Source organism: Roseateles sp. P5_B10, from assembly GCF_056400485.1.
In genome coordinates, this window is record NZ_JBFULE010001304.1 from 1 (window position 1) to 968 (window position 968).

The 968-nt window shown below is 66.7% G+C and carries 2 protein-coding genes; one reads left to right on the forward strand and one right to left on the reverse strand.

Going from position 1 to position 968, the window contains the following annotated elements; translation table 11 throughout:
• Nucleotides 1-204 (reverse strand): hypothetical protein (locus AC1DU6_RS32905; protein ID WP_477862484.1); only part of this gene is annotated, 204 nt, incomplete at its 3' end.
• Nucleotides 205-413: 209 nt separating this feature from the next.
• On the opposite strand from AC1DU6_RS32905, the gene AC1DU6_RS32910 reads away from it, so the two are divergent.
• Nucleotides 414-968 (forward strand): outer membrane beta-barrel protein (locus AC1DU6_RS32910; RefSeq protein WP_477862486.1); only part of this gene is annotated, 555 nt, incomplete at its 3' end.

Here is a 968-nt window from a genome sequence, read left to right on the forward strand (position 1 = left end):
GACCCGCGCCGGCCGCAGCTCCGTCTCGACGGCCGCCGCGGCCTCGCGGCCGATGCGCCTGGCCGCCGCGCCAGCCTGCTGCAGCATCAGTGCATCGCTGCGTGAGCGCTCGTACAGCAGCAGCACGCTGTACACCAGGGCGACCAGGCCCACCATCAACAAGCTCAGCGTGATGTAAAGCGTCTTGGGCTTGAGATGCGGCATGGAACCTGACGGGCAGCAGCGTTGCAGCAGTATCCCTGTGCCGCCAGCACTTTGCCTGCGGTTACCAGACCAGCCGGCAAGAGTGCCCAAGTCCTACAAGTCGAGCCCCCAGCGCCAATGAGGATGGCTTGGCGACGACCGGTCGCATATCGCCGCAGGCCCCACCCGGCGCCTGCGCTCCGATGGATGAAGTAGGAGAGAAGTTCCCCATGAAAAAGATCGCAATCAGCCTTGCCGCCCTCGCCCTGGCCGCTGGCGCCCAGGCCCAAAGCACCCGTTCCAGCAGCAATGCGGAGCACAACTACGGCCTGTTGTCCCTGGGCCAAGGCCATCTCAACGTCGACTGCACCGGCGTGCAGACCTGCGACAGGAACGCATTCGGTGGCAAGGCCATGTTCGGCCATGCCTTTGGCAATGGCTTTGCAGTCGAAGGCGGCTACACCAATTTCGGCAAATTCCGCGCGTCGCAGGGCGCCGTGGGGCTGAGCGGACGACCCGAAGCCCTGTCGCTGAGCGGCGCCTACACGGCCAACTTGAGCCCTGACTGGGGTCTGGTCGGCCGCCTGGGCGTGGCCCGCGTGCGCACCAAGGTGAACGCAGAGGTCGGCGCGCTGACCGGCTCAAGCAGCGAGAGCAAGACCCAGCCCATCGCTGGCCTCGCCGTCAACTACGCGCTGACGCCGTCGACCCGCGTCGAGCTGGGCGTGGACGCAACGCGGGCCCAGATCCAGGGTGAGCGCCAGAACATGCGCATGGTGTCGCTG